Genomic DNA, 19,665 nt, shown 5'->3' on the forward strand with positions numbered 1-19,665 from the left:
GCGGTGTGGGTGTCGGTGTGGGTGTCCACCCCGATCACGAACTCGACCAGCTCGGCCAACCGCACCTGCTCGCCCGCCGCACCTGCCGGTTGCTCGGCCTGCTCGCGGGTCTGCTGGTCCGGAGCGTGTTCTGTCACCATGGCCTGGCGTTCTCCTTGCCTGGAGGGACGTAAGGTCCCGGTCCCGGGTCGGAGCCGGCAGGACTGTGACGAGACACGCCAGAGGGTCAAGCTCTGGCGGTCATGCTCCTGATCAGGCCAGCTACTCCGGCCGGGGGCCGGTGCCGACAACGGCGGCGGGCAAGTCCCGCGCAAGGCACCCGAAGGGGCCAGTCAGAAGAAGGGCCACGCCGCCGCTGTCACGCACCAACCCACCATCACCGGGCCGGCTACGCCATCCTCACAGTCAGTAGTGCCAGGGGTAGGGGGACCAGTCGGGGTCGCGTTTCTGCAGGAAGGAGTCGCAGCCTTCGACGGCTTCGTCGGTCATGTAGGCCAGCCGGGTGGCTTCGCCGGCGAACAGTTGTTGGCCGACGAGGCCGTCGTCGATGAGGTTGAAGGAGTATTTGAGCATGCGTTGGGCCTGGGGGATTTGCCGAGGATCTCCCCGGCCCCAGTGCAGGGCTTCGGCCTCCAGCGAGGCGTGGGGGTAGACGGCGTCGACCGCGCCCATGTGGTGCATCTGGTGGGCGGTGTAGGCACACCAGGGCCGCCCCGGCGCACCCGGATCCGTTGTGAGCGAAGGGGAACACAGCGGTTTCGGCGCCCACACGAAGCGCAACATCACCCGCCTAGCCTCCGGCGGGTGAACCCGTCGACCCTCCTCGCCCGCGTCGCCGTCGACGAGCTCGCCCGGTGCGGCGTCCGCGACGTCGTTCTCTGCCCGGGCTCGCGCAACGCGCCGCTCTCCCTCGCGCTCGACACCGCCGACACCGAGGGCGGGCTCCGGCTGCACGTGCGCATCGACGAGCGGGGTGCCGGCTTCCTGGCCCTCGGCCTGGCGCTGCGCTCCGGCCTGCCGGTCGCCGTGGTGTGCACCTCGGGAACCGCGGTGGCGAACCTGCACCCGGCCGTGCTCGAGGCCGCGCACGCCGGCGTCCCGCTGCTGCTGCTCACCGCGGACCGGCCCGCCGACCTGGTCGGCACCGGCGCGAGCCAGACCGTCGCGCAGCGCGGGATCTTCGGCGGCGCGCTGCGGCTCGAGGGCGTGCTGTCCGCCGAGGGCACCCGGCCCGAGGCGTGGCGCGCGACGGTCGTCCGGGCAGTCGCGGCCGCCCGAGGGACGCTGAGCAACGATCCGGGGCCGGTCCAGCTCGACGTCCCGCTGCGCGAGCCGCTGCTGCCCCCGCCCGGCGACGACGGCGCCTTCCCGCCCGGGCGACCTGCCGGCCGGCCGTGGTCCGAGGTCCACACCGCCCGGGTCACGCTGCCGCCGCTGCGGCTCGATCCCTCGCTGCCGACACTCGTCGTGGCCGGGGACGGTGCGGAGGGCCGCGACGCGCCCGCCGACGTCCCGGTGGTCGCCGAGCCGTCGTCCACGCTGTGGGGCAGCGCGGTCCGCACCGGCCCCTGGCTGCTCGGGGCCGCCCTCTCCGGGGCCGCACCCGAGCTGCTGCCCCGCCAGCTCGTCGTCCTCGGCCGGCCGACGCTGCACCGCGCCGTCCAGCGCGCCCTCGCCGACGAGCGGATCCGGGTGTTCGCCGTCCCGCCCGCCGCCCGGCCGTGGTGGAACGACACCCAGGGCTCCGTGGTGCAGGTCGGGTCGCTTCCGCCGAGCCCGTGGGGCGACAAGGCCTTCGCCGCCCGGTGGCGGCAGGCCGACGCGGCGGTGCAGCGCGCGCTCGACGACGGCCTCGACGCCGATCCCGTCGGCGCGATGCGGCTGGCGCGCGAGCTCGTCCGGGCCGTGCCGACCGGCGGGTTGCTGGTCGTCGGGCCGTCGAGCCCGATCCGGGACGTCGCGCTGGCGGCGGCCCCGCGGCCGGACCTCACCGTGCTGTCGAACCGGGGGGTCGCGGGGATCGACGGGGTGGTCTCCACCGCCGTCGGCGCCGCCCTCGCCCACGACGCACCCGCCGTCGCCCTCCTCGGCGACGTGACCCTCCTGCACGACGCCGGCGGGCTCCTCGCCGGCCCCCGCGAACCCCGTCCCGACCTGACGATCGTGGTGGCCAACGACGACGGCGGCAGCGTGTTCACCCTGCTCGAGCAGGGTGCGCCGGAGCACGCGCGCTCCTTCGAGCGGGTCTTCGGCACCCCGCACGGCACCGACCTCGCGGCCCTCTGCGCGGCGTACCGCGTGGGCCACCGCCGGCTCACCGACCTCGCGCAGCTGCCCGGCGCGCTCGGTCGCCCCGGGCTCCACGTCGTCGAGGTGCCGGTGGACCGGGCGGCTCGCCGGACCGGGCACACCGCCCTCCGGGCCCGCATCGAGGAGGCCGCGAGGGTGGCGGGTCAGGTCGGTGTGCGGTGAGCAACCGCTCCTGGTGATCGGGCGTTCTCGGCATGCAGAACGGGGCGGGAGCGCCGCCGCTCCCGCCCCGCCCGATCCCCCGATCGGTCCTCGTGTCCTGCAGACAGCCCGCCCGGCCCCGGTACCGGGTCAGGCTCCGTGCTCGGGGTCCGACCCCGGGACGGCCTCCAGGACACTGACCGGGGACGCCGTGGGCACCACGCGCCGCAGCCGCAGGCCCGCCCGCGCGAGCAGCCGCCGGTACTCCTCCTCGGTGCGTTCGCGGCCGTGGGTGAGGGTGGCCATGAGCAGGTCCAGGGTCCGGCCGGGGTGCGGCTCGTCCCCGGTCGGCAGCACGTTCTCGACGACCAGGAGGCGCGCGCCCGCGGTCATGGCGGCCGCGACGGTCCGCAGGATCCGGACGCAGTCGTCGTCGGTCCAGTCGTGGAGGACGTAGGAGAGCAGGTAGGCGTCCGCCCCGCGGGGGACGCTCTCGAAGAAGCTGCCGCCGCTGACCTCGGCCCGGTGGGCGAGCCCGGCCCGGCCGAGGGTCCGCTCGGCGCGGGCGGCGACGTCGGGCAGGTCGTGGACCACGCCGTGCAGGTGGGCGTTGGCCTCGAGCAGGGCGACGGTCAGGCCGCCCGTGCCGCCGCCGACGTCGACGACGGTCCGGGCCGAGCGCAGGTCGTACGCGGCGGCCACCGCGCTGTACTCGCCGCCGTGGATCGCGACCATCATCCGATCGAAGGATGCGGCCAGCCCGGCGTCGGCGCGCAGGTTCTCGAACCAAGTACGCCCGTGCGCGACCTCGGGGCCGGTCCGGCCGCTGCGCACCCGGTCGGGCAGCGCGTCGAGGCAACCGAGGACCGTCGGGCCCTGCATCATCAGCACGAGGTCGCGGGTGGCGCTCGGGTGCCCGGGCAGCAGCATCTCGCCGGTGTCGGAGAGCGCGAAGACCTCGTCGGACCCGGTGCCGCCGAGCGAGCGCAGCAGTCCGGCGCTGGCGGTGCCGCGCACGACCTGGTGCAACGGCTCGGCGGCCACGTCCAGCACCCGGGCCAGCTCGGCGCAGCTGCGCGGGCCGTGGGCGAGCTCGTCGACCACCCCCAGCTCGACGACGGTGTAGATCGCCCGGGCGAGGAAGGCCTGGTGGACGGTCGCCAGCACCGAGCGCGGGGCGTGGGCGGGCGGGGCCGGGAGGCCGGGCCCGGTGAAGGCGGGTGCTGTGAGGTCGGGGTCGGCGGTGGCTGTCACGGGACGGACCTCCGGTGGGTCGGGAACCGGCTCAGGAGCCGAGCGCCTCGGTGACGGCGCGGAGCTTGGCAGCGGTCTCGGCGAGCTCGAGATCGGGGTCGGAGTCGGCGACGACGCCGCAGCCGGCGAACAGGCGGGCCGTGCGCCCGGAGAGCCGGGCGCAGCGCAGGGCGATGCCGAGCTCGCCGTCGCCGTGCACGTCCACCCACCCGACGGGACCGGCGTAGCGGCCGCGCTGCAGGCCGACCCGGCCCTCGAGCTCGGCGATCGTCGCCGCCGCGAGGGCCGGCGGGGTGCCGCCCACGGCGGCGGTGGGGTGCACGGCACCGGCGAGGGCCAGCACCGACGGGTCCTGCAGCGGGTCGAGGTGGCCGCGGACGTCGGTGGCGAGGTGGGTGACGGTCGGCAGCCGGAGCAGGTGCGGCCCGTCGAGCTCCATGCGGGTGCAGGAGGGGCCGAGGGTGCGGCAGAGGGACTCGACGGCGAACCGGTGCTCCTCGCGGTACTTCCCGGCGGACAGCACCTGGTCATCGGCCCCCTCGGCGCCCGGCCAGGTCGTCCCGGCCAGCACCCGGGACTCGACGACGGCGCCGGACCGGCGCAGCAGCAGCTCCGGCGTGGCGCCGACGAGCCCGTCGACCGAGTAGGTCCAGCACCGCGGGTTGCCCGCGGCGAGGGCCCGGATCAGGAACCGGGGATCGACGGGGCGGCCGAAGCGGGCCACCACGTCCCGGGCGAGCACGACCTTGTCCAGCGGCCCGTCGGCCATGCGCGTGACGGCCTCGGCGACCGCGTCGCGGTACGCCGCGGCGGACATCGCGCCCGCCGCCCAGTGCGCGGGACCCGGCCGGCGGACCGGCGCGGGTCGCTCGTCCGGGCCGAGCCGGGCCGGGTCTCCGGCCACGTCGCCCCACGGGGCGGGGTGGCCGGCCACGGGGCCCAGCTCGGTGATCCAGCACCGTCCGCCGCGCCGTCCGACGACGACCCGGGGGACGACGAGCACGGAGCGCTCGCCGCCGCCGGTGCGGGTCCGCCCCAGCGGTCCGTCGCCGAAGGCGAAGGACGCGAAGGCGACGGGTCCGGTGCCCGGCAGGCCCACCTCGTCGTCGACCTCGATCCGGGCGGCGAGGGCCCGCCACACGGCCTCGGCGTCGACGAAGCGGCCGGGACCGCCGGTCTCCAGGGTCGTCGTGCGACCCCAGGCCACGAGCCCCTCGCCGCCGCGGACCCAGGACAGGGCGTCGGCGGCGGAGGGCAGCAGGCCGACCAGGTCGCCCGGGTCGGCGATCTCGCGGGTGGTGCAGCGAAGGCCGGCGGGGACGGGCCGGGCCCGGGGGATCGCGGTACGGGTGTCGCGGGCCGCGAGGTCCCGCGAGCCCAGCGCCGCGTCGGTGGCGGTCAGGGCGCTCTCGGTGGTCACGAGGGGCTCCTCAGATGAGCGTGGCGATCGACGGCTCCACGCCGAGCAGCGCGCGGCCGTAGATCTCGGTGCCGGTGATCGGGTTGGCCACCGCGTGCCGGCTGGCGGCGTGCATGTCGCGGACGGTGGCCTGCAGCGGGTTCGTCTCGGCGAAGGCGGAGGCGCCGTAGCAGCTGACGAGCTGGTCGAGGGCCTCGCGGCACTGCGCGGCGACGTGCCCGGTCCAGCCGCGGATGCGGGCCCGGTCGGCCGTCGAGGGGCGGGTGCCGGTCCGGGCCCACCAGTCGACCTCGCGGCCGGCGTGGTGGGCCAGCGCCCACATGGCGTCGATCGTCAGCGCGGCCTTCGCGACGGCGGTCTGCACCCCGCCGGACTCGGCGGCGCGGGAGTAGGTGGTGAAGGTGAGGCCCTTGGTCCCGGAGGCGGCGAGCACGACGTCGAGCGCCGAGGCCGCCATGCCGAGGTAGACGGCCATCATGTGGGTGGACAGCGTCGGCATCAACGGCGAGCGGTGCCGCCAGGAGGCGCCGTACGAGCCGGGGAACCGGCCTTCGAGGGCCGGGCCGAGCCGCAGCACCCGGTGCTCGGGGACGAACGCGTCGGCGGTCTCGAGGGTGTCGCTGCCGGTGGCGCGCATGCCGATGGCGTTCCAGCTGGCCGTCACGGTCAGCTCGCTCATCGGGATCAGCACGCTGGCGCGCGTGGTGGCCCCGCCGGCCTCGGGGTCGTCGGCCAGCGGGACGCCGAGCAGCGCCCAGCTCGCGTGCCGGCACCCGGAGGCGGGCATCCACCGCCCGCGCACCCGCCAGCCGCCGGGCACCCGCTCGCTGGTGGAGCTGGGGTTGAACACCGCGCAGACCGAGGTGTCCGGGCCGGCGGACCAGACCTCCTGCTGGGCCCGCTGCTCGAGCATCCCGACCAGGAGGTCCGCGCAGGAGAGGATCATCGTGACCCACCCGGCGGCCGGGTCGGCCGCGGAGATCCGGGCCGTCGCGTCGATCACCGTGGGCGTGTCGGTCTCCAACCCGCCGAACCGCCGCGGGACCCAGGTGCGCAGCTGGCCGGCATCGGCCAGCGCGGCGACCGTGGCGTCGGTCAGCCGGCGCCGGGACTCACCGAGCGGGCGCTGCTCGGCCAGCAGCGGCGCGACGGCCGCGGCGCACGCGACCGGGTCGATCGGCTCGGCGGTGCGGCTCGCGCCGCTCGGCGCGTCGACCGGGAGGGCGGTCGTGGTCACGGGGATCCTCCTCGTCCGGCGGGTGGGGCGTGCTCTACAGCGAGGTGACGACCTGGTCGAAGTCCGGCCGCGGCAGCCGCGGGTACGGGTTCTCGCCCGTCGGACGGCCCGCGATCAGCACCAGCGAGGCGTGCAGCCGGCCCTCGGCGAAGAACTCGGCGTCGACGCCCTCGCGGTCGAAGCCGGCCATCGGGCCGACGCCCAGGCCCGCGGCCCGCAGCCCGAGGATCAGGTAGCCGGCCTGCAGGGCGGCGTTGTACTCGGCGGTCCCGGCGCGCAGCGCGGGGTCGGCGAAGTAGGCGTCGGCGTCGACGAACGGGAACAGCGTGGGCATGTGCTCGGTGAAGGCGTGGTCGGCGGCGAGGACCAGGACCAGCGGCGCCGCCGCCGTCTTCTCCCGGTTGCCCTCGGCCATGTGCGGCAGCAGCCGGGCCCGCGCGCTCTCGCTGCGCAGCGCCAGCACCCGCAGCGGGCAGCAGTTCATCGAGGTGGGGGCAGCGCGCACGAGGTCGTGCACGGCGTGGAGGAGGTCGTCGCCGACCGGCTCGTCGGTGAAGGCGGCGACGGTCCGCGCCTCGCGGAACAGCAGGTCCTGCGCGGCCGGGTCGAGGACGAGGGTGTCGGTCAGCGTGGAGGTCACGGAGCGCTCCCGGGAGGGTGGGGGATTCGGAAGGGGTCGGGCCGCCCCGCGCCGCGTCGCGCGGGGCGGACCCGGGGTGGATCAGCCCTGGGGGGCGGGGCCGGTCACTCGGCGTGCGTGCCGTAGGGGACCGGCTCGGGGTCCTCGGGCAGCGGCGCGAGACCGAGCATCATCTCGGCCATGTGCTGGTGGATCGCGGCGTACTCCACCGGGTCGGCGAGGATCGCCTCCGGCTCCTGGGTGAAGTCCTGCTGATAGTGGTACATCATCCAGTGCGCGACGACGCCGTCCACCGGCGTCGTCGGGGAGAAGCCGCCCGCCTCCTTCTCGGGGCCCGAGTGGCCCTCGTCCGCGGACGCGGTACCGGCGGCGACGGCCGAGAGGGCCATGACGCCACCGGCGACCACCACGCCGGCCTTCCCGGCGCGACGGAGGACGCTCTGAGTCATGTCTGTCTCCTTTGGAACTTCCGTTGGGGAACGAACCGAGGTGCGGCCGGCGCCCGGATCGGGGTCCCGGGCGGAGCGGGGGAGCCCTGCCGCCCCCGGCTGCCACTGAGCGAAGCAGCCGGACCGTTGCGTTCGGTGGGGCCGCAGTTACGCCGCGGTTAATCGCGTTTCCTTCACTCGATCGTGGCGGTTCGTGTCGGCGGCGTATCGCTTCCCTCACCGACCGTTCCGGGAAGGTGTGAGCAGGCCGGAGAAATGTGACCGGAGCGGTGGCGGCGCGAATCTCTGGTTGGGATAGCCTGTCGCACAACGCCTGAGCCTGCGAGACCCGTCCAGCGTGCCACGATCACGAATGGGATTCTGGTCGTGTGAGGAAGTGTTGACGGAATGGTCACGCGGTGCGGCTTGTGTCAATCCCGCCGGGGATGGTTCTAGTCGTTCCGCAACCGCCGACCCGCATTCCGGGGAGAGAAGTCGTGCAGATTCTGGTGCTCACCTCCGACCCTGACGTGCGCGCGGTCCTGCCCGCGCTCGACCTCCTGCCGCACCCCGTGCGCACCTGCCGGCCCTCGGTCCAGGAGTTCCTGGCGGCGGGCCGGTGCGACGCGGCCCTCGTCGACGGGCGCACGCACCCCTTCGCGGCCTGCGAGCTGAGCCGGGGGCTGGTGGCGACCGCCCGGGGGATCCCCGTGATCGGGGTGATCGAGGAGCTGGTCGCGCCGCAGATCGACGAGGACTGCGCCGTGGTGCAGCTCGTGCTGGCCTCGGCCGGGCCCGCGGAGATCGACGCCCGGCTGCGGCTGGCCGGCCGTCGGCGCGTGGTCGACCCGGAGCCCGAAGCCGCGGCGGCCGTCCTGGCGGTGGGACCCTTCGTCCTCGACGTCCACGCCTGGACGGTGACGCTCGACGGCGCCCCGCTCGCCCTCACCCATCACGAGTTCGAGCTGCTCAAGGCCCTGCTGTTGCACGCCGGGCGGCCCCTGACCCGCGCGCAGCTGGTGGGCGAGTGCGGCGGCTGGACGGACGGGACCGGCCCGCGCGCCGTCGACTGCCACATCCGCGCGATCCGGGCCAAGCTCGGCCGGCACCGCGGGCTGGTGCGCACGGTGCGCGGCCACGGGTACGTCCTGCCCTGGCTGCCGCCCGGCGCGAGCGCGCCGACGGGTCACCCGGCGGCGACCAGGTAGCCGAGCCCGCGGACGGTGCGGATGCTGCTGCGGTGCGCACCGAGCTTCGCGCGGATGGCGCGGATGTGGCAGTCGACCGCCCGCGGGCTGGTCCCGTCGCCGCCGCCGTCGACGAGACCGAGCAGGCGCTCGCGGGACAGCGGCCGCCCGGCCTGCGCCAGCAGCGCGCCGAGCAGCTCGAACTCCCGATGGGTCAGCGGGAGCGGCCGGTGCTGGAGCCGGATCGTGTAGGCGTGCGGGTCGAGCTCGAACGGGCCCACGCGCACCACGACGGGCTGCTCGGGCCCGTGTCTCGGGTCGACGGACCGTCGTCGGGCCAGCCGCAACCGGGCGTCGACCTCGGCGGGCCCGGCGTCGGACAGCACCAGCTGGGCCACGCCGTGGCCCCGCGGGAGACCGGCGAGGCAGGTCTCGTCGGCGACGAACACGACCGGCGTGCCCCGTGCGGCCGTCGCGACCAGGGCCGCGAGCTCGAGGGCGGCCCGCGGCTGCCGGCGCCCGTCGACGAGCACGACGTCGCAGCGCCCCGCGTCGAGGAACGCCGTGACGGACGGCGCCGCCGCGCGCACGGTGTGGTCGAGCAGGTCGAGTGCGGGCAGCACCGACCGCCCGCCGGGAGCGGTGGTCAGGACCAGGACCTCCATGCCGAGCTCCTTCCGCGGACGTCACATCCGGGCGGGGGCGCCGGACGGATGCGGGAGATCCCTCCCGGTGTGCGTGTCCGGACCGGGGCCGCTCGGTGACGGCGGGGTCAACTCGACCTCACACGGTTACGAACAGGGTTGAGAAGTTCGGCCCGCGGGGCGCTGACCTGGGCGGCGTCACGCACCGCGATCGCTGTCGGGGGTCGTCACCCACACCGGTGCGGTTGCCGCCCGGCTCCGGCGGGGTCGGTAGTGGCTGTCGGGCCGGGGTCCGGCGACGGAGCTGTGCGTCTCCGGCCTGCAGGTCTGCGGAGATCTCACCGCGCGGGTGTTCTGCGGTGAAGGAGGTGTCACCGCGTCTCGACGCACGGTCACAGAGGTGACACGGGGGATCGGGATCGGGCCGCGACTCGTACCGCGACGGAAACGTGCCCGGAACGCGGAGACGGTGCAGTTCTCCGTGACGGCCCGCACCGGGTCGCGCACTCTCCGGAGCTGCCTCCCGGATCCTCCTCGCGACGAAGGGAACCGCCCGCCCATGGCCTGGTTCGATGCCGGAGTGTCCGCGGTCCTGGTCGGCGTGGGCCTGCTGCACGTCGTCCGTCTGGTGACCGCCCGACGCGACGGCCGCCCCGCCGCGGGGGAGCTGGCCCACGCCGCGATGGCGTCCGGGATGGCGGCGATGTTCTCGCCGGCCCTCGACCCGCTGCCGCCCGGGGCCTGGACGGTCGTGTTCGGCCTCAGCGCCGCCTGGTTCACGGCCGCCGCTCTTCGCGACGGCCCCGCCGCCGACGACGCCGCGCACCACGTGGTCTGCGGCCTCGCGATGCTCTTCATGCTGGTGCTCGGCCCGCACGGTGGGCAGGCGGCGAGCGCCGGGCACGCGGGGCACACCGGGCACGCTGTGGCGGTGGCCGGTGTGCCGATCGGGGTCTCCGGGGTGTCGATCCTCCTGGTCGGCTACTTCGCGTGGCACGGGATGCGCTGTGGCGACCGCTGGGCGTCCGCCGCACACCGGGTCGGGCCGCGCGTCCCGGCCGCGGTCGGTGGCCCGCCCGTCGTCGCCGGCTGCGCGGGCTCGGACCGGGTTGCTGCCGGTGCGCGGCTCGGCGCCCTGCGCACCGCCCGGGTCGCCGCCGTCGCACACCTCCTCGCCGCCGCCTCGATGGCGGTCATGCTGCTCGGGGCGATCTGAGGGGCGGTCGGGGTTCGGGGTGCTGGTCGAGTTGGGCGGCGTTGCTGGGCGAGGCTGATGCCGGCCGCCGGCCCCAGCCGCCGACCGTCAGCCCGGACGCCGACCGCCGACCGCCACTAGGCCGGGACCGCCTCGATCACGGACCGCCCCGGACCTGCGGGGACGATGCCTGCGACCCGGAAACCGGCGGTCGCGAGCAGGTCCCGCCACTCCGGCTCGGTGCGCTCCCGCCCGCCCGCGGACACGAGCATCATCAGGTCGAGGAAGGCCGTCTGGGGGTCCTCGTTCGGCGGGCCGACGACCGCCTCGACCACGAGCAGGCGGGCGGTCGGGCCCGTCGCCGCGCGCACGTGGCGGAGGATCTGCGCGGCCGCGTCGTCGGGCCAGTCGTGCAGGACCCGCAGCATCACGTAGGCGTCGGCGCCCGTGGGCACGTCGTCGAAGAAGTCGCACTCGACCAGCCGGACCCGGTCGGCCACGCCGGCGGCGTCGAGCTGACGTGCGGCGCGGGGCAGCACCTCGGGTTGTTCGGCGAGGATTCCGTGCAGGTCGGGGTGGGCGGCGAGGATCGCCGCCAGCATCGCGCCGGTGCCGCCGCCGACGTCGGCCACCACCGAGTAGGCCCCGAAGTCGTGCGCGGCCAGGACGCCCGGGGCGTAGGAGGTGGCCATGGTCCGCATGGCCGCGTCGAACAGCTCGCCCTGGGCGGGGTCCCGGCGCCGGTGCTCCCACACGTCCGTCCCCAGGGTGTGGACGAGGGCGTTGCCGCCGGTCCGGACGCTGTAGCCCAGCTCGCCCCACGCCCGCCACTGGTAGTCCGCGCAGAACATCCGCACGGCGGGATCGATCGACCAGGGATGGTCGCGGCGCAGCAGGTGGCCCATCGCCGTCAGCGAGAACCGCTGCTCGTCGTCCTCGTGGAACACCCCGATCGAGGCCAGCGACCGCAGGAGGCGGTACAGCGCGGTGACGTCCGTGCCCGTGGCCGCCGCGAGGTCGACGACGGGGCGGGGCCCGGTGAGCAGGTCGGCGATCCCCAGCTCGGCCGCCACCGCCAGGGCCTGCGAGCGCTGGTAGCCGCGTGCGACCGCCATCAACGTCGCGTGGTGCCGGGCCGCCGTGCCGTCCATGGTCACCTCAGGGTCGGGAGGGTGGTTCTCCTCCCGATGCTCGTGCGAGGGGCTCCGGATGTATCACCGCCCGTAGGCCCGACGGACCAGGCCGGCGACCCCTCGGCGATCTCGCGGCGGTCGGCGGCGGAGAGGCCGTGAACAGGGACTCCTTGCCGCCGAAGTGGCCGTACACGGTCTGCTTGCTGACCCCGGCGCGCTCGGCGACCCGGTCCATGGAGGCCCCCGCGTAGCCGTCGGCCAGGAAGCAGTCGGTGGCCGCGGCCAGGATCGCCGCCTGCTTGGCGGGCGACGGCGTGCGCCCGCGGCGACCGCGGGGGTCGTCGCCTGCTGGACGCGTGGCTCCCACGGCGCTCGCAGCCGGTGCGGCGTTCGCCGCCGTCCGGGTGGGCTGGGGTTGGTGGCGCGGCCGCCGGGCCGACCCGCTCGCCCTGCTCGTGCTGGTGTTCTCCGCGGTGGGGATCGCGACGAGCTTCCTGCTCGGATCGCCGCGGCTGATGCTGGCGAAGGAGGAGCTGGGGATCGTCCCGCTCGGGGCGTGGCTGGTCGTCCAGGGGCTGCGGGAGCGTCCGCTCGCCGAGTGGTTCCGCCCTGGCTGGTCCGTACCGCGGAGCAGGCGGCCGACCGGGACGAGGGGATACGGAACCCGGGGCCGTTGCGCCGCTTTCTCTCGGGCGCCACCGCGACCTGGGGCGCGGTCTTCCTCGCGACCGCCGCGGTCCGGCTCACCCTGATCTGGGTCCTGCCGGTCGACCAGGCGGTCCTGGCCTCGCAGCTCGCCCTGCCGGTCGACGTCGTCGTCGGGATGATCGCGACCAGCCCGTGCACCGCGCGCGCCCAGCGGGCGCTCGCGGGCGCGCCTGCCGCCCCCTAGCCCAGGGCCAGGTCGAGCCAGACGTCGAGGGTGGCGACGGCGTCGTCGGCGTCGAGCTGTCCGGTGAGGACCTGGAGCCCGAGGCCGTCGACGAGTGCGAGCAGTCCGGTGGCGACCGGTCCGGCCGCCGGGCCGTCGAGCTGCGCGGCGAGGTGTTCGCGGAGGGCGCGGGCGTCGGCGCGCAGCCCGTCGCCGGCCTCGGGGTGCACCGCGGCGTGTGCGAGGAAGGCGACGGCCACGCGGGCCTCCCGCGCCCGTTGCCCGTCGACCGGCAGGAGCTGCAGGAACAGCGCGCGCACCAGCTCGCGCGGCGGCAGCTCGCCGGTCGCGCCGAGACGCTCCTGCACCGCGGCGCCGACCCGCTCGAGCGCGGCCCGCATCAGCTCGTCCTTCGTGCGGAAGTAGTGCTGCACCATGCCGGGCGAGACCTCCGCCTCGGCCGCCACGTGCCGCACGCTCACCTCCTCCAGGCCGGCCCGCGCGACGACGGCGAGCACGGCGTCGGCGATGTGCGCGCGACGGGCGGCGTGGTCGACCTGCTTCGGCACGGACGTCACGATACAGCCGTATTGCCAACCTGCCCATTTCGCAATACGGTCGTATCGTGAACATCCTGCGACGGGCGGTGCGCGCCGAACTCGACGGCTGGGTGAGCCTGCTGCGCTGGGCCGGCCGCCGGCCCGACGTCGAGGCGGGAGGACGGGCGTTCGCCTACCGCGGCCCGATGCTGCCGCCCCTGATCGTCTTCACCGGGCTCTCGGCCCTCGAGGTCGTGGCGGTGGACGTGATCGTGCCGTGGAGCCCCGCCTTCACCTGGCTCCGCGTCCTGCTGCTGGCCACCGGGGTGTGGGGTGTCCTCTTCGCGCTCGGGATCCTCGCCGGCGTCACAGTGCACCCGCACGTCGTGGGGCCCGCCGGGCTGCGGGTCCGGGCGGGCCGGGCCGTCGACCTGACCGTGCCGTGGGCGGCCGTCGACCGGGTCCGGCAGGTCCGCCGGACCCGCGACGGCCGGTCGCTGCAGGTCGACGACGGCGTCCTGCACCTCCCCGTCGGCAACCAGACGACCGTCGAGGTGCTCCTCCGCGAACCGGTCGTGGTCGACCTGCTGCGGCACGGGACCGTCACGCTCTCCGCGGTCCACCTGCACGCCGACGACGCGGCCGGCCTGGTCGGCGCGGTCCGGGCCCGGTGCCCGGAGCGGCGATGAAGGCCCTACCGCGCAGGCGGCTCCCGGCCCACACTGCGAGGTGGGGCAATGAGCGGGAGGAGCGGCGATGGCCGTCTGTCTGGTCGAGCCCGGGGTCCGGCCCCTCCGCCGGACGTCCGAGCGGAGTGTTCTCGCGGTGGCCCGCGGGATCGTGGAGCGCGGGTGGTTGCAGCACGGCTGGTGCACGGACAACCGCCCGTCGAGGGTGGCGCGGCTGCTCGCCGGGCCGCCGCGGCCGGACGAGGTCGAGCAGGCCTGCGTGGTGGCGGCGCTGACCGTCGCGGCCCACCGCGGGGGTCGGCTGGTCAACGTCGAGCGGGACGCGATGCCGTGGATCGCGCACGTCTGGCGGTGCCTGCCGGGCGCGGCCGAGCGGCGTGCGCCGGCGCTGCGCGGACCGCGGGGCGCGGCCCTGATCCGCGACCTCACCGCGTGGAACGACGCGCCGCACCGCACCCGGGAGGACGTCGTCGCCCTGCTCGAGCGGGCGGAGCGCCTCGCGCCGGTCGGCTGACGGGACCGGGGTGATCATCGCGCCGGCGGATTCACCCCGTGAGGACCCGGCCGAAGGAGGCGAGGGCCTGCACGGCCGTCGCGTCGGCGGCGTCGACCACCCCGAGGAACGCCGCGTAGCCGTGGATCAGCCCGGGCCCGGGCACGTGCTCGACCGGCACACCCGCGGCGGCGAGGTGCTCCACGTAGGCGACGCCCTCGTCGCGGAGCGGGTCGAACTCCGCGGTCGCGACGACGGCGGGCGCCACCCCGCCCACGTCGGCCGCCAGCAGGTCCACCTCGGGGACGCCGGACCCGCCGCCCGGCGCGTACTGCTCGAGGAACCAGACCATGTCGGCGTGGGTGAGGAAGTAGCCCTCGCCGTTGTCGCGCACCGACGGCGAGGTCATCGCCGGGTCGGTGGCCGGGTAGAACAGCAGCTGACCGGCCAGCGGGAGGCCGGCATCGCGGGCCCGCAGTGCGAGGCCGGCGGCGAGCGAGGCGCCCGCGCTGTCCCCCGCGGCACCCACCGGCCGGTCGGGGTGGCGGGCGAGCGTCCAGCGCAGCACGGTGACGGCGTCGTCGAGCCCGGCGGGGAAGGGGTGCTCGGGCGCGAGCCGGTAGTCCACGGACACCACGACCGCGCCGAGCGCGTTGGCCACGCGGCGGCACAGCGGGTCGTGCGTGTCCAGGTCGCCCATCACCCAGCCGCCGCCGTGCAGGTACACCACGGCGAGCCCGCGGTCCTGCGCCGGCGTGAAGATCCGTACCGGGACGCGGTCGGCCGTCGTGTCCGCGACTGCGGCGACCGGCTCCGGCACGAACCCCGGCCCGCGCCGGGACAGCGCGAGCGTCCGGTACCGCTCGCGCACGGTGAGTGCATCGCCGCCGGTCAGGCCGGTGAAGCCGGCCGCGGCGAGGGTGCCGAGGACGGTGCGGAACTGCGGGTCGAGCGGCACGGGCGGCCTCCGGAGGTGATCGCGGTCGCGGGGGACTTCGGCCAGTGGATCACGACGGTCGCCGCCGTGCCGCCGCTAACGCCGTCCGCTGGTGCGGCGAACCGGCCGTCAGGACCCCATGACCGGGAGGGACACGTGCCGGTACCCGAGCGCTCCGTCGACCCGCCGCCGACGGCCGAGCTGCCGGTCGTGCCCGCCGAGGACCCGGGGCCGCCGCCGGTCGTCCTGCGGCTGCTCGGCATGACGACCTACGTCGGGCTCGCCGGGTTCGTCGTGGCCGAGATCGTGCAGGTCGCGATGTCGGGCTGGGTCGGGTTCACGGCCGCGAGCTCGCTCAACGCCCTGGTCTGGCTCGCGGGCGTCAACTCGCTGATCGTCGGGTGCGGGCACCTGATGTTCCCGGACCCCATCGCGAGGTCGATCGGCTGGCCGGCCGGCAACCCGTTCCAGTGGGAGGTCGGGCTGGCCGGGGTGCTGATCGGGGTGCTCGGGATCCTCGCGGGGAGCGGCTTCGACCGGCAGTTCCAGCTCGCCGCCGTGCTCGCCTTCGCGATCTTCTACCTCGGCGCCGCGGTCGGGCACGTCGTGCAGATCGTGCGGCAGGGCAACCGGGAGGCGGGCAACGCCGGGTTCATCCTCTGGTACGACGTCCTCGCCCCACTGCTCGTGATCGCCCTCTACGTGGCCTCCTGACGCGCCGGGGGCCCTCCGGCTCTATCCGCGCCCGGCGGCCCCCGGGACCGTCGCCCGGTCCGATCGAGGCACCGGGAGGGGTCATGGGCCAGATGTACCTGCAGAAGTTCGTCTACCGCGACGGCGTGACCAAGAACGACATCGATGCCGCCTGGGCCGAGGCTTTCCGGGCGATGGCCAGGGCCGGCAACTACGGCAACGTGGACAAGGGTGTCGCGCACCAGAAGACCCTCGGCACGGCATGGGGCGGTTACGTCCTCCTCGAGGTCGACGACCCGGACGCCTTCAACGCGTACCAGGTCTTCCACCTGCAGAACTACGCCCACGTCGTCCACATCACCTGGGAGCCGGTCTACGACATGGACCGGGCGTTCGCCGGCGCCGTCGCCGCCGCGCTCTGAGTGGGCGGCCTCGGAGAACCAGACAAACCCGGCGCTAGGATCTCGGGCGTGCGCGCACTCCCGAGATCCCGCCGGCTCCTGACCGGCCTCGCCGCGGCCGTCCTCACCCTCGGCCTGGCCGGCTGCGGGGGAGGGTCGTCGAGCACCGATTGCGGGCTCGACGGCTGCACCGTCACCTTCCCGCGCAGCGGCGCCGCCGCCGTCTCCGTCCTCGGGGTCGAGGCGCGGCTCGTCGGCGTGGAGAACGACGTGGCCGAGATCCAGGTCGCCGGCCAGCAGGTCCGGGTGCCGGTCGGCGGGCAGACGGAGGCCGGTGGCTTCACGGTCGGCGTCGAGCGGGTCACCGACGCCGAGGTCGTCGTGCGGGTCCGGCCCTAGGAGGCCGAGGCGTCCGCAGCGTCGAAGGCGGCCGCGGCGAACCCCGCCGCGGGTACGCCGAGGTCGGCCTCGAGGAGGTCGCGGCGGCGGCCGGGGTGACCCGCGGCGCGGTGTACCACCACTACCGGAGCAAGAAGGCCCTGTTCGAGGCCGTGCTGGGCGACGTCCAGCGGTCGGTTGCCGCGGCGATCGAGGAGGCCGCGACGGGGGAGCCGTGGGAGCAGCTCGAGCGTGGCTGCCGTGCGTTCCTGGCGGCCAGCGTCGACCCGCGCGTGCGCCGGGTGCTGGTCGTCGACGCGCCCGCGGTCCTGGGCTGGGAGACGTGGCGCGAGCACGACGCCGCGCAGTCCGGCCGCCTGCTCGAAGAGGTCCTCGACATGCTCGTCGACTCGGGGGAACTGCGCCCGGTGTCGCGGGCGGCGACCGCGGCCCTGCTCAACGGCGCCATGAACGAGGCCGCGCTGTGGATCGCCGCCGCGGTGGACCCGGACGCGGCGCTGGAGGAGGCGTGGACCCCGCTCCTCCTCCTGCTCCGCTCCCTGCGCCGGGAGTCGGGCGGATCCTGAGCAGCCGATGAGCCCGACCGCTGCCTGCGGTCAGCCCTGTGGGAACGACGAACAGGGTGACGCCTGGCACGCAGGATCGTCGCGCAGGTGAGCGCCAGCATCGACGGCTACACGAGCAGCCCGCAGGGAGCGGCCCACGACACGTGACTCCACGCCGTGGGAGCACTCCCGGATCGTGTGGGACCTCGGGGGCGAGACGAGGCGCTGCGCGAGGGTGAGGGGTCGGGCGTTCGTGGAGGTGCCGAGCAGGCCGGCGATGTCGGCGTTGCCGCAGCCCGCGGCTGAACCCCGTGGCCCGCCGGGCCGTCGTCTGGGACCGTACGGACGGGCGGTTCGGCGGAACGGACGGTGGACGATGGGGCACGTCACCTTCTGGAGGGGTCGCGCGCGCCTGCTCGCCGCGACGGCGCTGCTCGTACTGGTGGCGGCGTGCGGTCAGACGACCGTCGCGACCGGGTCCGGGAACGTACGGACCGAGAACCGCCCGGTGCCGGGCTTCGACTCGGTGGAGTTCGCCTCCGCCGGGACGCTCACCATCGAGCAGACCGGCACCGGGTCGCTCGAGATCCGGGCGGACGACGGCATCCTGCCGTCGCTCACCAGCGAGGTGCAGGGCACCACGCTCAAGCTCGGGATCCGGGAGGGCACGATCCCCGCGAACGCCGATGTGATCAACTACCGGGTCACCGTCGAGCAGCTGACCGGCCTGACCGTGTCCGGCGCCGGTGCGGTCACCGTGACCGGGCTCGACGGACCCGAGCTCGCGGTCACGCACGGCGGCGCCGCCCGGGTCGTCGTGTCCGGGCGGGTGACCCGCCAGGTGGTCGACCTGACCGGCATCGGCGAGTACGACGCCGCGAACCTCACCTCGGAGGAGGCCGACGTGACGGTCAGCGGGGCCGGCTCGGCCGTGGTCGACGTGAGCCGCACCCTGCAGGCCCGGGTCACCGGCGTCGGCAGCATCCGGTACGAGGGCTCGCCGCAGGTGACCCAGGAGGTCACGGGCCTCGGCGAGGTCACGCGCCGGTAGCGACCGCTCACGGATCGACCCCTGGCCGTTCTCTGTGGTCTCCGTCACACTGCCGCCGGGCGGTGGGAAGGAGGGACGGCGATGACCGCGACCGACATCGAGAGCGGCACCTACGTGGTCGAGGGGCGCCTGCTGGAGGTCTGCACGTGCAAGGCGGTCTGCCCCTGCTGGGTGGGCCTCGACCCCGACGGCGGCGTGTGCGACGGCTCGGTCGTCTGGTACGTGGACAGCGGCACCGTCCAGGGTGTCGACGTGTCCGACCGCGGCCTCGCCCTGCTCGCCTACATCCCGGGCAACGTGCTGGCCGGGAACTGGACCGCGATGGTCTACGTCGACGACCGGTGCTCGGAGGAGCAGGAGAAGGCGCTGCTCGACGTGTTCACCGGCGGGCTCGGCGGCCCGATCGCGGACCTCGCCGCGCTGATCGGGGAGGTCGTGGGCGTGGAGCGGGCGCCCTTCGCCGCGACGGTGCAGGAGGGCAAGGGCACGCTCAAGATCGGCGACGTGGTGGAGGCGGAGTTCGAGCAGCTGGTGGGCGCAACCGGGCGGCCGACCACCCTGTCCGACTCGGTGTTCTCCACCATCCCGGGCTCGCCGGCCTATCCCGGCACCGCCTCGGTGTACCGGCGCAGCGGCGCGAAGCTCGGCCGCCCGGACATCGACATCTCCGGTTACAACTCGGTGCAGGGCCACTTCCGGTTCACCGGCTGATGTCCCCGGTCGCGGTCCCGGCCCGGCTCCGCGACCCGGCGACCGGGCTGTGGGCGGCCGCGGGGGCGTGCTGGCTGCTCAGCGGCTGGCTCGTGCTCGCGGGCGGCCACCACCACGGTCCCGCGGTGCCCCGGCCGGGCCCGTTCCTGGTGGCCTGGCTGGTGATGGTCGGGGCGATGATGCTGCCGACGGTCGTGCCGCTGGTGCGCCTGTTCGCGCACGTCCGGGCGCGGGCGCCGCAGCCGGGCGGGGCGCTTCCGGCGCTGCTCGGCGGCTATCTCGCGGTGTGGACGGCGGTCGCGGGGCTCGCCTTCGCCGTGGCGCTGGGCGTGGCCGCGGCGACCGGCGCGGTCCCGTGGCTCGCCGCCCGGCCGGAGGTCCTGCTCGGCCTGGCCATCCTGCTCGCGGGCGGCTTCCAGTTCAGCCGGCTCAAGGAGGCGTGCCTGCGCGCCTGCCGCAGCCCGGCGACCGTGCTGCGCCGCGAGTACCGGCGCGGCCCGGCGGGGGCGGCGCGCCTCGGCCTGCGGCACGGGGTGTCCTGCGTGGGCTGTTGCTGGGCGTTGATGCTGGTCATGGTGGTGACCGGAGCCGCGAGTCTGCTGTGGATGCTCGGCCTCACCGCGCTGATGGTGCTGGAGAAGACGAGCCGGCAGGGGCCCCGGCTGGTCCCGGTGATCGGTACCGGGTTGCTCGTGCTCGGTGGCGCGCTCCTGATCGCCGGGGTGGCACGACCGGCCTGACCGGCCC

General features: G+C 75.4%; 23 protein-coding genes and 2 pseudogenes. 14 read left to right on the forward strand and 11 right to left on the reverse strand.

Annotation, left to right across the window (positions count from 1 at the left end; all coding sequences use genetic code 11):
* Positions 1-405: 405 nt before the first annotated feature.
* A pseudogene (locus tag AB0B41_RS08495) lies at positions 406-696 on the reverse strand (enoyl-CoA hydratase-related protein); the annotation flags it as partial.
* Positions 697-804: 108 nt separating this feature from the next.
* Here AB0B41_RS08495 and menD point away from each other — a divergent pair.
* On the forward strand, positions 805-2,472 hold the full coding sequence (gene menD, locus AB0B41_RS08500) for a 2-succinyl-5-enolpyruvyl-6-hydroxy-3-cyclohexene-1-carboxylic-acid synthase (protein ID WP_358200486.1): 1,668 nt from the start codon (positions 805-807) through the stop codon (positions 2,470-2,472).
* 129 nt (positions 2,473-2,601) lie between these two features.
* Here the strand turns inward: menD and AB0B41_RS08505 are convergent, their stop codons facing one another.
* The 5 genes from AB0B41_RS08505 to AB0B41_RS08525 all read right to left on the reverse strand — a co-directional run bounded on the left by AB0B41_RS08505 (position 2,602) and on the right by AB0B41_RS08525 (position 7,451).
* Entirely contained in the window at positions 2,602-3,705 is a 1,104-nt protein-coding gene (locus AB0B41_RS08505; RefSeq protein ID WP_358200488.1) for a methyltransferase, read from the reverse strand.
* A 31-nt stretch (positions 3,706-3,736) separates the two neighbouring features.
* Positions 3,737-5,125 carry a chorismate-binding protein gene (locus AB0B41_RS08510; RefSeq protein WP_358200490.1) on the reverse strand — a complete coding sequence of 463 codons (1,389 nt, stop codon included), beginning with the start codon at positions 5,123-5,125 and terminating at the stop codon, positions 3,737-3,739.
* A 10-nt stretch (positions 5,126-5,135) separates the two neighbouring features.
* Entirely contained in the window at positions 5,136-6,362 is a 1,227-nt protein-coding gene (locus AB0B41_RS08515; protein ID WP_358200492.1) for an acyl-CoA dehydrogenase, read from the reverse strand.
* A gap of 34 nt (positions 6,363-6,396) precedes the next feature.
* Positions 6,397-7,002, reverse strand: a complete 606-nt coding sequence (locus tag AB0B41_RS08520; RefSeq protein WP_358200493.1) for a malonic semialdehyde reductase — start codon at positions 7,000-7,002, stop codon at positions 6,397-6,399.
* A 104-nt stretch (positions 7,003-7,106) separates the two neighbouring features.
* On the reverse strand, positions 7,107-7,451 hold the full coding sequence (locus tag AB0B41_RS08525) for a hypothetical protein (protein ID WP_358200495.1): 345 nt from the start codon (positions 7,449-7,451) through the stop codon (positions 7,107-7,109).
* Positions 7,452-7,927: 476 nt separating this feature from the next.
* Between AB0B41_RS08525 and AB0B41_RS08530 the strand changes: the two genes are divergently transcribed.
* Positions 7,928-8,638, forward strand: a complete 711-nt coding sequence (locus AB0B41_RS08530) for a winged helix-turn-helix domain-containing protein (protein ID WP_358200497.1) — start codon at positions 7,928-7,930, stop codon at positions 8,636-8,638.
* On the opposite strand, the gene AB0B41_RS08535 is transcribed toward AB0B41_RS08530, so the two are convergent.
* A complete protein-coding gene (locus AB0B41_RS08535; protein WP_358200500.1) occupies positions 8,617-9,282 on the reverse strand; it encodes a winged helix-turn-helix domain-containing protein in 666 nt (221 codons plus the stop codon). The genes AB0B41_RS08530 and AB0B41_RS08535 overlap by 22 nt on opposite strands.
* Before the next feature lie 538 nt (positions 9,283-9,820).
* Here AB0B41_RS08535 and AB0B41_RS08540 point away from each other — a divergent pair.
* The gene (locus tag AB0B41_RS08540; RefSeq protein WP_358200502.1) at positions 9,821-10,477 is read left to right on the forward strand and encodes a DUF5134 domain-containing protein; all 657 of its coding nucleotides are present in this window, start codon (positions 9,821-9,823) and stop codon (positions 10,475-10,477) included.
* Positions 10,478-10,593: 116 nt separating this feature from the next.
* Here the strand turns inward: AB0B41_RS08540 and AB0B41_RS08545 are convergent, their stop codons facing one another.
* Together AB0B41_RS08545 and AB0B41_RS08550 are read right to left on the reverse strand one after the other, a co-directional pair.
* Positions 10,594-11,607 carry a methyltransferase gene (locus AB0B41_RS08545; protein ID WP_358200504.1) on the reverse strand — a complete coding sequence of 338 codons (1,014 nt, stop codon included), beginning with the start codon at positions 11,605-11,607 and terminating at the stop codon, positions 10,594-10,596.
* A 7-nt stretch (positions 11,608-11,614) separates the two neighbouring features.
* Entirely contained in the window at positions 11,615-11,956 is a 342-nt protein-coding gene (locus AB0B41_RS08550; RefSeq protein WP_358200506.1) for a TetR/AcrR family transcriptional regulator, read from the reverse strand.
* Positions 11,957-12,187: 231 nt separating this feature from the next.
* Between AB0B41_RS08550 and AB0B41_RS08555 the strand changes: the two genes are divergently transcribed.
* The gene (locus tag AB0B41_RS08555; protein ID WP_358200508.1) at positions 12,188-12,481 is read left to right on the forward strand and encodes a hypothetical protein; all 294 of its coding nucleotides are present in this window, start codon (positions 12,188-12,190) and stop codon (positions 12,479-12,481) included.
* Here the strand turns inward: AB0B41_RS08555 and AB0B41_RS08560 are convergent.
* Positions 12,478-13,029 carry a TetR family transcriptional regulator C-terminal domain-containing protein gene (locus tag AB0B41_RS08560; protein ID WP_358200510.1) on the reverse strand — a complete coding sequence of 184 codons (552 nt, stop codon included), beginning with the start codon at positions 13,027-13,029 and terminating at the stop codon, positions 12,478-12,480. The two genes, AB0B41_RS08555 and AB0B41_RS08560, sit on opposite strands and share 4 nt — an antisense overlap.
* Before the next feature lie 56 nt (positions 13,030-13,085).
* Here AB0B41_RS08560 and AB0B41_RS08565 point away from each other — a divergent pair, with 56 nt between their 5' ends.
* Together AB0B41_RS08565 and AB0B41_RS08570 are read left to right on the forward strand one after the other, a co-directional pair.
* The gene (locus AB0B41_RS08565; protein ID WP_358200512.1) at positions 13,086-13,688 is read left to right on the forward strand and encodes a hypothetical protein; all 603 of its coding nucleotides are present in this window, start codon (positions 13,086-13,088) and stop codon (positions 13,686-13,688) included.
* A gap of 67 nt (positions 13,689-13,755) precedes the next feature.
* Positions 13,756-14,202, forward strand: a complete 447-nt coding sequence (locus AB0B41_RS08570) for a hypothetical protein (RefSeq protein ID WP_358200514.1) — start codon at positions 13,756-13,758, stop codon at positions 14,200-14,202.
* A gap of 31 nt (positions 14,203-14,233) precedes the next feature.
* On the opposite strand, the gene AB0B41_RS08575 is transcribed toward AB0B41_RS08570, so the two are convergent.
* Positions 14,234-15,139, reverse strand: a complete 906-nt coding sequence (locus AB0B41_RS08575; RefSeq protein ID WP_358200516.1) for an alpha/beta hydrolase — start codon at positions 15,137-15,139, stop codon at positions 14,234-14,236.
* A 135-nt stretch (positions 15,140-15,274) separates the two neighbouring features.
* On the opposite strand from AB0B41_RS08575, the gene AB0B41_RS08580 reads away from it, so the two are divergent.
* From AB0B41_RS08580 to AB0B41_RS08615, 8 genes and pseudogenes are all read left to right on the forward strand, one after another.
* Entirely contained in the window at positions 15,275-15,832 is a 558-nt protein-coding gene (locus tag AB0B41_RS08580) for a DUF6790 family protein (RefSeq protein WP_358200518.1), read from the forward strand.
* A gap of 83 nt (positions 15,833-15,915) precedes the next feature.
* The gene (locus AB0B41_RS08585; RefSeq protein ID WP_358200521.1) at positions 15,916-16,233 is read left to right on the forward strand and encodes a hypothetical protein; all 318 of its coding nucleotides are present in this window, start codon (positions 15,916-15,918) and stop codon (positions 16,231-16,233) included.
* Positions 16,234-16,281: 48 nt separating this feature from the next.
* The gene (locus AB0B41_RS08590; protein WP_358200722.1) at positions 16,282-16,611 is read left to right on the forward strand and encodes a hypothetical protein; all 330 of its coding nucleotides are present in this window, start codon (positions 16,282-16,284) and stop codon (positions 16,609-16,611) included.
* A gap of 59 nt (positions 16,612-16,670) precedes the next feature.
* A pseudogene (locus AB0B41_RS08595) lies at positions 16,671-16,754 on the forward strand (TetR family transcriptional regulator); the annotation flags it as partial.
* 9 nt (positions 16,755-16,763) lie between these two features.
* Positions 16,764-17,177 (forward strand): hypothetical protein, encoded by a 414-nt coding sequence (locus AB0B41_RS08600; RefSeq protein WP_358200720.1) that lies wholly within the window; start codon positions 16,764-16,766, stop codon positions 17,175-17,177.
* Between the two features lie 355 nt (positions 17,178-17,532).
* Positions 17,533-18,207: a DUF2807 domain-containing protein gene (locus AB0B41_RS08605; protein WP_358200523.1), complete on the forward strand. Its 675-nt coding sequence runs from the start codon at positions 17,533-17,535 to the stop codon at positions 18,205-18,207.
* An 81-nt stretch (positions 18,208-18,288) separates the two neighbouring features.
* The gene (locus AB0B41_RS08610) at positions 18,289-18,918 is read left to right on the forward strand and encodes a DUF1326 domain-containing protein (protein WP_358200524.1); all 630 of its coding nucleotides are present in this window, start codon (positions 18,289-18,291) and stop codon (positions 18,916-18,918) included.
* Positions 18,918-19,658, forward strand: a complete 741-nt coding sequence (locus AB0B41_RS08615; RefSeq protein ID WP_358200526.1) for a DUF2182 domain-containing protein — start codon at positions 18,918-18,920, stop codon at positions 19,656-19,658. The genes AB0B41_RS08610 and AB0B41_RS08615 overlap by 1 nt, the downstream gene beginning before the upstream one ends.
* The last annotated feature ends 7 nt before the right edge of the window (positions 19,659-19,665 follow it).

The organism is Pseudonocardia sp. NPDC049154 (assembly GCF_040648315.1).
In the GTDB taxonomy this organism is placed as follows: domain Bacteria; phylum Actinomycetota; class Actinomycetes; order Mycobacteriales; family Pseudonocardiaceae; genus Pseudonocardia.

Excerpts from the sequence above, each read along its gene's own strand:
- AB0B41_RS08525 (WP_358200495.1), bottom strand. The coding sequence starts at position 7,451 with ATGACTCAGAGCGTCCTCCGTCGCGCCGGGAAGGCCGGCGTGGTGGTC.
- AB0B41_RS08535 (WP_358200500.1), bottom strand. The coding sequence starts at position 9,282 with ATGGAGGTCCTGGTCCTGACCACCGCTCCCGGCGGGCGGTCGGTGCTG.
- AB0B41_RS08540 (WP_358200502.1), top strand. The coding sequence starts at position 9,821 with ATGGCCTGGTTCGATGCCGGAGTGTCCGCGGTCCTGGTCGGCGTGGGC.
- AB0B41_RS08545 (WP_358200504.1), bottom strand. The coding sequence starts at position 11,607 with ATGGACGGCACGGCGGCCCGGCACCACGCGACGTTGATGGCGGTCGCA.
- AB0B41_RS08570 (WP_358200514.1), top strand. The coding sequence starts at position 13,756 with ATGGCCGTCTGTCTGGTCGAGCCCGGGGTCCGGCCCCTCCGCCGGACG.
- AB0B41_RS08585 (WP_358200521.1), top strand. The coding sequence starts at position 15,916 with ATGGGCCAGATGTACCTGCAGAAGTTCGTCTACCGCGACGGCGTGACC.
- AB0B41_RS08605 (WP_358200523.1), top strand. The coding sequence starts at position 17,533 with ATGGGGCACGTCACCTTCTGGAGGGGTCGCGCGCGCCTGCTCGCCGCG.
- AB0B41_RS08610 (WP_358200524.1), top strand. The coding sequence starts at position 18,289 with ATGACCGCGACCGACATCGAGAGCGGCACCTACGTGGTCGAGGGGCGC.
- AB0B41_RS08615 (WP_358200526.1), top strand. The coding sequence starts at position 18,918 with ATGTCCCCGGTCGCGGTCCCGGCCCGGCTCCGCGACCCGGCGACCGGG.